At 47.4% G+C, this 8,737-nt stretch carries 4 protein-coding genes and 1 tRNA gene; all 5 read left to right on the top strand.

The window, feature by feature from the left end; all coding sequences use genetic code 11:
* Nucleotides 1-393 precede the first annotated feature (393 nt).
* The 5 genes from Q0620_RS00545 (at nucleotide 394) to dnaE (ending at nucleotide 8,121) form a co-directional block, all read left to right on the top strand.
* Complete coding sequence (locus Q0620_RS00545; RefSeq protein WP_298782738.1) at nucleotides 394-1,050, top strand: YccF domain-containing protein; 657 nt, start codon at nucleotides 394-396, stop codon at nucleotides 1,048-1,050.
* A gap of 255 nt (nucleotides 1,051-1,305) precedes the next feature.
* Nucleotides 1,306-1,382, top strand: a tRNA-Ile gene (locus Q0620_RS00540).
* A 250-nt stretch (nucleotides 1,383-1,632) separates the two neighbouring features.
* Nucleotides 1,633-2,943, top strand: a complete 1,311-nt coding sequence (locus Q0620_RS00535) for a dicarboxylate/amino acid:cation symporter (protein ID WP_297901296.1) — start codon at nucleotides 1,633-1,635, stop codon at nucleotides 2,941-2,943.
* Nucleotides 2,944-2,971: 28 nt separating this feature from the next.
* Nucleotides 2,972-3,652, top strand: a complete 681-nt coding sequence (locus Q0620_RS00530; protein WP_298782736.1) for an amino acid racemase — start codon at nucleotides 2,972-2,974, stop codon at nucleotides 3,650-3,652.
* A gap of 323 nt (nucleotides 3,653-3,975) precedes the next feature.
* Complete coding sequence (gene dnaE, locus Q0620_RS00525) at nucleotides 3,976-8,121, top strand: DNA polymerase III subunit alpha (RefSeq protein WP_298782734.1); 4,146 nt, start codon at nucleotides 3,976-3,978, stop codon at nucleotides 8,119-8,121.
* Nucleotides 8,122-8,737 lie beyond the last annotated feature (616 nt).

Raw genomic sequence — 8,737 nt, 5'->3', positions numbered from 1 at the left:
AAATTCTATCATCAAAATTTTAAAATTCCTAACCTTTTCAAAATAAATTTTAAATTTTGCAAACACCCTTGCCGCAGTCATTTGCGTACTAAAATTTTATCGACGAAAAGCGTTCGTTACCAATCGTTAACCCCCCCCCTATCATTCCGCAGTTGTTTTGCGTACGGTGGTTTGCATGCATAAGACTCGTTTTGTACGCCGTAGCCGCAGGTGCAGTTGCGCCGCGCGCAGTGTGCACCTTGGCATCTCTTAGCGCTTTGCTGCGCCATAGTATTTCGGCGCATCCTTCCGCGCGAGTTGCGAAAATACTCTACAAAACGGGTGAGAGAGGCTGTGTGAGCTGTCTGAGGTAGACGGCTCGCTTGATTTACATAATTTATAAAGAGGTAAAATATGCGTATTTTAGGCAACATTATTTGGTTTTTTCTAGGCGGTTGGATCTTGGCTATTTTAACTTATTTGTCGGGTTTAATCCTTAACTGTTTTAGTCGGACTGCTCCCGCGGGATTAGGTCTTATGGAATACGGCAAATTTCTATTTTTACCCTTTACTAGCGATATGGTGCGCAAAAATAAAAGCTCGCTTGCCGTCGCCGCAGAGTCGCTGCAAAACTACGAATACGACGCAACTTCCCAAAAAGTATCCGTAGCGAAGGTAATAGCTACAGTATGTATCGTAGCGATCGCTTTACCTGCAGTAGCGATTGCGGAACCGGGGCTGACTACTAGAGATGATGCGGAGATCTCTAGATTAGCGACAAATTTAAGTACCGTTAAATACGATCTAGACGCTTATTATATCTCCCAAGGCAAATTCGCATCCGATTTTTCGGTTATGACGAACGTTCCGTTAGAGCCTAACGGAGAAAATTCCGCATATCTTAAAAGCTTAAAAGGGGATAAATGCTTTCTAATCAGCGTAGACGGCGAAAAGAAAACTATCTCTATCGAAAAAGGTCCCGATGCCGAAAATAATATCTGCCGGGGAGCGTATGAATTACCGGGCGTCCCTAAAATGCTATCGGAGCCTATTCAAGTAAAAAGCTATTAATTTACGCGATTTGCGAGCGGATTAGATTTATCGCGGCGGATTTAAGAGCTGGAATTTATATAAATTTTGTCTTAAATTTACGCCACCTTGTGCGCACAAAAGTGATCTGATCGGAAATCAGATAAAGTCGCGCGCTCTGGCGTGAAATTTAGCCACTATTTGGGCGGGCCTAAGTTTCATAAAATTCTGCGGTTAGAATTTTAACGCCGTTTTAAGATTATTTTTGTAAAATCACATTTCTTTTTCACCGCTGGCGGGCTCATAGCTCAGTTGGTTAGAGCATCCGGCTCATAACCGGATGGTCCTAGGTTCAAGTCCTAGTGAGCCCACCACCACAAAATTTTTTTGCTTTTCACTACATCAAAATCCGCAAAATTCTATAAATTTCATACGTCGTTTTTCCTTTGAAATTCTGCTTCATAACTTCAAAAGACAAAGCCTGCCGCATAATTTCAGCTTTAAAATGCGGTAAACTCGCGATTGAATTTTCAAATTTAACTTTCATTTGGCGACCGATTAAATTTTATTTTATGGCAAGTTGCAGTAGAATTCCGTTAAAATTCTTAGTGCAGGGAGATGTCCATGTCAGAAAATCAAACGAAAAAAGGCGGAATTTTAGCCTTTTATTTTAACTCAAGCTTGCTTTGGCGCATCATTATCGCTTTAGTGTTGGGCTCTGCGATTGGTATGTTACTACCTAAAAATATGCCGGTGGGTGATACCACGTGGGTGGCGATTTTAACGCCTTTAGGAGATCTTTTCGTGCGGCTTTTAAAGATGATTATGGTGCCGATCATTATCTGTTCGCTCATCGTGGGCACTAGCAGTATCTCACCCGCGCACCTGGGCAAAGTAGGCGTTAAGGCGATCATATTTTACGCTATAACTACGCTTTTTGCGATCGTCATCGGCCTAGCGTGTGCGTTTGTATTTTCTCCAGGTAGCGGGCTTGATCTAAGCGATGCGTCCAAGGCCGTCGAAAAGGCAGCGAACGCGCCTAGTATGAGTAAAATTTTGCTTAATATAATTCCTACGAATCCTTTTGATTCCATAGCCAAGGGCGAAATTTTGCCGATCATCGCGTTTTGCTTATTTCTTGGCGTAGGGCTTGCGTTTTGCCGCGACAGTAGTGATGCTCGTATTAAAAATTCCGCTGATACGGTTTATAATTTTTTCGATGGAATGAGCGAAATTATGTTTAAGGTCGTGCATTGGGTGATGCAATACGCACCAATCGGCGTTTTTGCGCTAATGTTTGTAGTGTTTAATAAAAGCGGTATCGAGGCTTTTAGCTCGCTACTAAACGTCACGATTACCCTATACGTGGGACTTGCGATCCAAGTATTTGCAGTTTATTGCGTTATTTGTATGCTTATCGGAGTTAGCCCGATTAAATTTCTTAAAAAAGTGCGTCCGCCGATGCTTACGGCTTTTGTTACCCGCAGCTCCAACGGCACGCTTCCGATTACGATGCAAACCGCCGAAGATATGGGAATTCCAAAGGCGATCTACGGCTTTGTTTTGCCCGTGGGTGCTACGGTGAATATGAACGGCACGACCGTGTATTTGGGCGTGTGCACACTTTTTATCGCTAATGCTTGCGGTATCGATCTAAACAGCAGCCACTACCTCACGATCATCATCACTTCGATGCTTGCGGCGATCGGAACTGCCGGGGTTCCGGGAGCCGGTGCGCTGATGCTGCTTTTGGTGCTCGAGTCTATCGGCGTCAAGGTAAGCGGTAATGTAGCGATCGCTTACGGAATGATTTTAGGCATTGACGCGATTTTGGATATGGGGCGAACCTCGATGAACGTAACGGGCGATGTTGTCGCGTCGATCTACGTCGCAAAGAGCGAAAACGAAATGGATATGAGTAAGTGGGAAAATTAGCCCAAGTAAAATTTAGAAAGGACGAGCTATGAAAAGAGTTGGAATTATCGGTGGAATGGGACCTTTGGCGAGTGCGGATCTGTATATGAAGATCATAGAAGAGACTGCGGCGAGCAGCGATCAAGAAAATATTCCGCTTGTAATCGATAGCTATCCGCAGATCGAAGATCGCACAGCATTTATCTTAGGCAAAGGTGAAAATCCGCTTCCGCGCCTAAGCGAGAGCGCTGTTAGGCTCAAAAATGCAGGCTGCAAGGCGTTTGCGATGGCGTGTAACACGGCGCATTTTTTCGCAGACGATGTAGAAGCTGCGGCGGAAATCCCGCTAATTCATATCGCCGAGGTCACCGTAAAAGCGATCCGCAAAAATTATCCAAATGCCCATAAAATAGCTGTGCTAGCCACTATCGGTACAAAAAAAGCTAAAATTTACGACGATCCGCTTAAAGAAGCAGGGCTAATCAGCGTGGAACTTGGCGAAGAAAATCAAGCGGTTTTGATGGATTGCATCTACAAAGGAGTTAAGGCGGGCAAGACTGCCGAATACGTGGGGGCTTTTGAGAATTTGCTAAGCAAAATCGATGCTGATATTTATGTCGTTGCCTGCACTGAGCTGCCGCTATTTTTGCCGTTAATCAAAAGCGATAAAATTTTCGTCGATCCTACTAGAGAGCTTGCCAAAGCGATCGTGGAATTCTCAAGATTGTAGAGCCGTAAGGCTTTGAAAGCTCGAATTTTAAACCGCAAAATTTTACGACGATCTAAGTCGTAGAATTTTGCGGAATTGCGTTAGCTCAAAATTCCGTGTGAGCGGAATTTATATGATAGTGGAATTTCATCACAGCATTTTAAACTTAAAATTTTGTCAAAATTTAATCCGCAAGATCCAGAATGTAAAACCTCCGAAGTAAAATTCCGTAACAAAATTTGCTCGTAAAATTTCGTGCTGAAATTTAAGCTAAAATTCCATTAAATTTGACCGTTTCTAAAGCCCGAATTTACTATAATCTCCAAATCAAAAAAGGACCAAAAATGAGCGACTACACCCACCTGCACCTTCACACCGAGTATTCGCTGCTAGACGGCGCGAATAAAGTAAGCGAGCTTGCCGAGCTTTTGCAGAGCCGCGGCACCAAGGCGTGCGCGATCACCGACCACGGCAATATGTTCGGCGCGATAGACTTTTATCAGACGATGAAAAAGCACGGCATTAAACCTATCATCGGCATCGAGACCTACCTGCACAACCACGACGATATCGGCGATAAAAGCGACCGCCAGCGCTATCACTTGATACTGCTTGCCAAAAACGAGACGGGCTATAAAAATTTAATGTATCTTAGCTCGCGCGCGTTTTTGGACGGCTTCTACTACTACCCGAGGATCAACAAAAAAATTTTAAAAGAGCACAGCGAAGGTCTCATCTGCTCCTCGGCGTGCCTAGCGGGCGAGGTGGAATTTCATCTAAATAGGAGCGAGCGAAATTTAAAGCGAGGCGCGGGCGGCTACGAAGCGGCGAAAAAAGCGGCGCTTGAGTATAAGGAAATTTTCGGCGAGGATTTTTATCTCGAGATCATGCGCCACGGCATCGGCGAGCAATTAAACGTCGATAAGGATCTCATCCGCCTCTCGCGAGAAATCGGCGTCAAGATCATCGCCACCAACGACGCTCACTACTCGCGCAAAGACCGCGCCAAGGCTCACGACGTTTATCAATGCATCTCGATGGGCAAGACGATCAACGACGGCGACCGCCTAAAACACGTCGTTTCGGAATTTTACGTAAAAAGCGACGAGGAGATGAGGCAGCTTTTTGCTGACATTCCCGAAGTGATCGAAAATACCGCCGAGATCGTGCAAAAGTGCAATTTGAAATTTGCTTTCGACGAGAAGGACTACGCGCCGACGCCGCCGAATTTTAAATTTACGATCGAATACGCCGATAGGCTCGGGCTTTCGCTGCCGCAGCCCTCGGAGCGCTATAGCTTTGCAAACGACGATTTTTTATTCGATCATCTCTGCCGCGAGGGGCTTAAAGAGCGCCTTAAATTTATCGATCCCGCCAAGCACGAAATTTATCGCGAGCGCCTGGAAAAGGAGCTTGCCATCATCAAAAACATGCATTTTTCGGGCTATATGGTTATCGTGCAGGATTTCATCAACTGGGCGAAGGATCACGATATCCCCGTAGGCCCTGGTCGCGGTTCTGCGGCAGGCAGCATCTGCGCGTATGCACTTCGCATTACCGACCTCGATCCGATCCCGTATAATCTGCTTTTCGAGCGATTTTTAAATCCGTCGCGTATCTCGATGCCCGACATCGATGTGGACTTTTGCCAGGCGCGTAGGGGCGAGGTGATCGACTACGTCATCGATCAGTACGGCAAATACAACGTCGCGCAGGTTGCGACCTTCGGTAAGCTACTTGCGCGCGGCGTCATCCGCGACGTAGCTCGCGTCTGCGACATGCCACTTTCGCAAGCCGATAAGATGGCGAAGTTGATCCCCGATAAGCTCGGTATCACGCTCAAACAGGCTTACGACGCCGAGCCGAAGCTGAAGGAATTTATCGACGCAGATCCGATCGCGCAGCAGGTTTGGGAGTTTGCGCTGGGCCTTGAAGGGCTAAATCGCAACGCAGGCATGCATGCCGCAGGCGTTGTGATCTCAAACGAGCCGTTGTGGAATAAAGCGCCGCTATTTAAGCAGGATAAGGGCGAGGATGCGCGCCTGGTAACGCAATACACTAAAAACTATCTCGAGGACGTCGATCTGATAAAATTTGACTTCCTGGGTCTAAAAAACCTTGACGTAATCGATAACGCCGCCAAGCTCGTCAAGCGCCGCTATAATCGCGACATAGTTTGGGAGGAGATAGACTTTAACGATCCGCAAACTTACAAAACCATTCAAAGCGGCAACACGCTGGGGATTTTCCAAATCGAGGGCGCGGGCATGCAGGATCTAGCGATGAACCTGCGCCCCGACCGCTTCGAGGATATCATCGCGATGATCTCACTCTACCGCCCGGGACCGATGGATCTAATCCCCGATTTTATCAGGATCAAGCACGGCGAGCTAAAAGCAAGCTATATTTTTCCGCAGATAAAAGAAATTTTAGAGCCAACATATGGCATCATCGTCTATCAAGAGCAGGTCATGCAGATCGTGCAGAAGGTGGGCGGCTTTAGCTTGGGCGATGCCGATCTGGTGCGCCGCGCGATGGGTAAGAAGGATGAAAAGAAGCTTGCCCACATGCGCGAGCAGTATCTAAACGGCGCTAAAGAGCTGGGCTTTGACGTAGCTAAGGCGGATGAGCTATTTGATCTGATTATGAAATTTGCCTCTTACGGCTTTAACAAATCCCACGCCGCGGCGTATTCGATGATCACATTTCAAACGGCGTATCTTAAGACCTACTATCCGGCGGAGTTTATGGCGGCGCTGCTTACTTCGGAGGAGGGCAATACCGATAAAATTTCAAAATATATCGACGAGGCGAGCCGCCTGGGTATCGGGCTTTTGCCGCCGTCGATCAATCAAAGCTTAAGAGGTTTTAGCGTCGTGGACGACGAAAATTCCAAATCTGGCACCTCGATCATCTACGGCCTCGGCGCGATCAAGGGGGTGGGCGGTGCCGCGATCGAGAATATCTTAGAGCTTCAAAGCGAGGCTAAATTTCAAAGTATCGACGATTTTGCTTCGCGCGTGGATAATTTCCGCGTCAATAAAAAGGTCATCGAGTCGCTGATCTATGCAGGCGCGATGGATTGTCTGGGCAAGAGTCGATTAGCGATGATTCAAAATATGGAAAATATCCTAGACGTGATGAAGAAGATCACCGAGATTAAAAAGGACGCCGCAAGCTCGCTTTTTGGCGAGGATGAGGATATGACGAGCGGCATGAGCGTAAGCTTCGTCGATACCGATAAGGAATTTCCGCAGGGCGAAATTTTAAAATTTGAGCAGCAGACTGTGGGCGTGTATCTCTCGGGGCATCCGCTGGATGATTATAAAGAGGAGATGGACGGGATCGATTATGCCCTATCCTCGGCGTTTAGCGAGATCGACGGCGATAGCGCCGAAGTGCTTAGCGTGGGGCGGATCGAGGATCTGTCCACGCGCATGACGAAAACGGGCAAAAAAATGGGGATTTTAAACGTGCTTGATCTGCACGGCAGCTTCGAGCTCGCGGTGTTCGATAACGCGCTAAAGGCGATCGAAAACTTAAGCCCGCAGGAGCGGGAGCATCCGTATGCTTTTATGATCAAAATTTCAAAAAGCGCGGTCGGCGGCGCGGCGTATCAGCTATCGTTTCTTTCGATGATGAGCTTGCAAAACGCTCGTGACGCGAGCTTCCGTCCGCGCGCGGGGGTATTTTTGGGCGAAAATCCGCTAAGAGCCTATGCTGGTGAGCTTGACGGCATTTCGTACACCAAATCCAGCGAATTTGACGAGCTGGTGGACGACGGGGGCGCGGGCGTTAAAATTTTATGCGTCGGCAAGATCGAAAACGTCCACACCCGCACGACCAAATCGGGTAAGCAGATGGCAAATCTTACGGTGCTTGATCTTGCGGGCAGCTTCGAGATGAGCGCGTTCGGTGATATTTGTGATGCGGTCACTGCGCTAACGGATGCGCAGCTGGAGCGCCCGATGGCGTTTTGGGCACGGCTTAGCAAAAACACATCCCCTTACGGCGGGAAATATCAAATTTATCTGGATGAAATTTTAACTCTAGATGCCGCGCAGAATATCGACGGCTACGCGCCTAGCAAGGTGCGAGGTTTCGGCGGTAGGGAGCGTGGAAGCTTTAACGGCAGCAATTTCGGCTCCAGCAGAAACTTTGGTGGCGAACGAGCTGGTAGCTTTGGCGGAGGGAATTTCGCGGAGCGAAGGGGTGAGTTTGCTGCGGAGGATCCCGCTCTTAAGGCGCGCAAAGAGCGCGAGGCACAGCGCAAAAACGCGCAGGATTTCGAGTTTGAGCTAAGCTTAGGCGAGCTAAGTCGCGAGAAAATTTATAAAATTTACCATCTCGCATTTTGCGACACGGCGCTGAAAAACACCAAGCGGCTGATTCTGCGGATCCGCAACGGCAGCGAGGTGCTAGTTTATCCGACCGAATACATCGTGAGCGATAATTTCACCGAAAAGGTGCGCGAAATTATTGCGGCGTAGGCGCCGCAAAGCTCTTTCATCGCGCACTAGGCGGGTTAAAATTTCTTGCCCGTGCTGCACGTAAGCGGTTTTTGGCGCCGCAAAGAGTCATAAACTTTGGCGCGGTTGCGATAAGAGACGACAATATTTTCGGCTCAAATCTTGCCACGCGCAAAATTTACGATGCGACACATAAGAATCGTAATCACGCAGATCATCCGTAATATCTAAATTTATTGTGTTTATCGCGGTGGAATTTTATCTACCACAAATTTACAGGCACATAGACTGCTTCTGCTTTATTGCGTCGGCAAGGCTTGTAGTGCGCCGTTTGAGTTGCCGCAATAACAGCTCGCCGTACCTCGACAGAGTTGAATTATATTGTCGCACTAGCCTACCTGCGGCACGACAAACGGCATGAGCGTTTAAATTTCGAGCTAAATTTTTGCGAACGAAGCCTTACTTTGGCGAATCCCCGCGCAGCTTTAAAATTTTAAACTTTAGCGGATTTGAAATTTTAGGTATAGCTTTACTACGTAAAATTTTATCGCAGTAAAATTTCGCTGAGCAAATTTAGTAAAGTACGCAAAAACGGACTTAAGACGTGCAGAAAAAATCCGAAACAAAGCTGGCGAGC

Source organism: uncultured Campylobacter sp., assembly GCF_938017615.1.
Lineage (GTDB): Bacteria > Campylobacterota > Campylobacteria > Campylobacterales > Campylobacteraceae > Campylobacter_B.
This window is presented reverse-complemented; position numbering and strand designations above follow the sequence as displayed.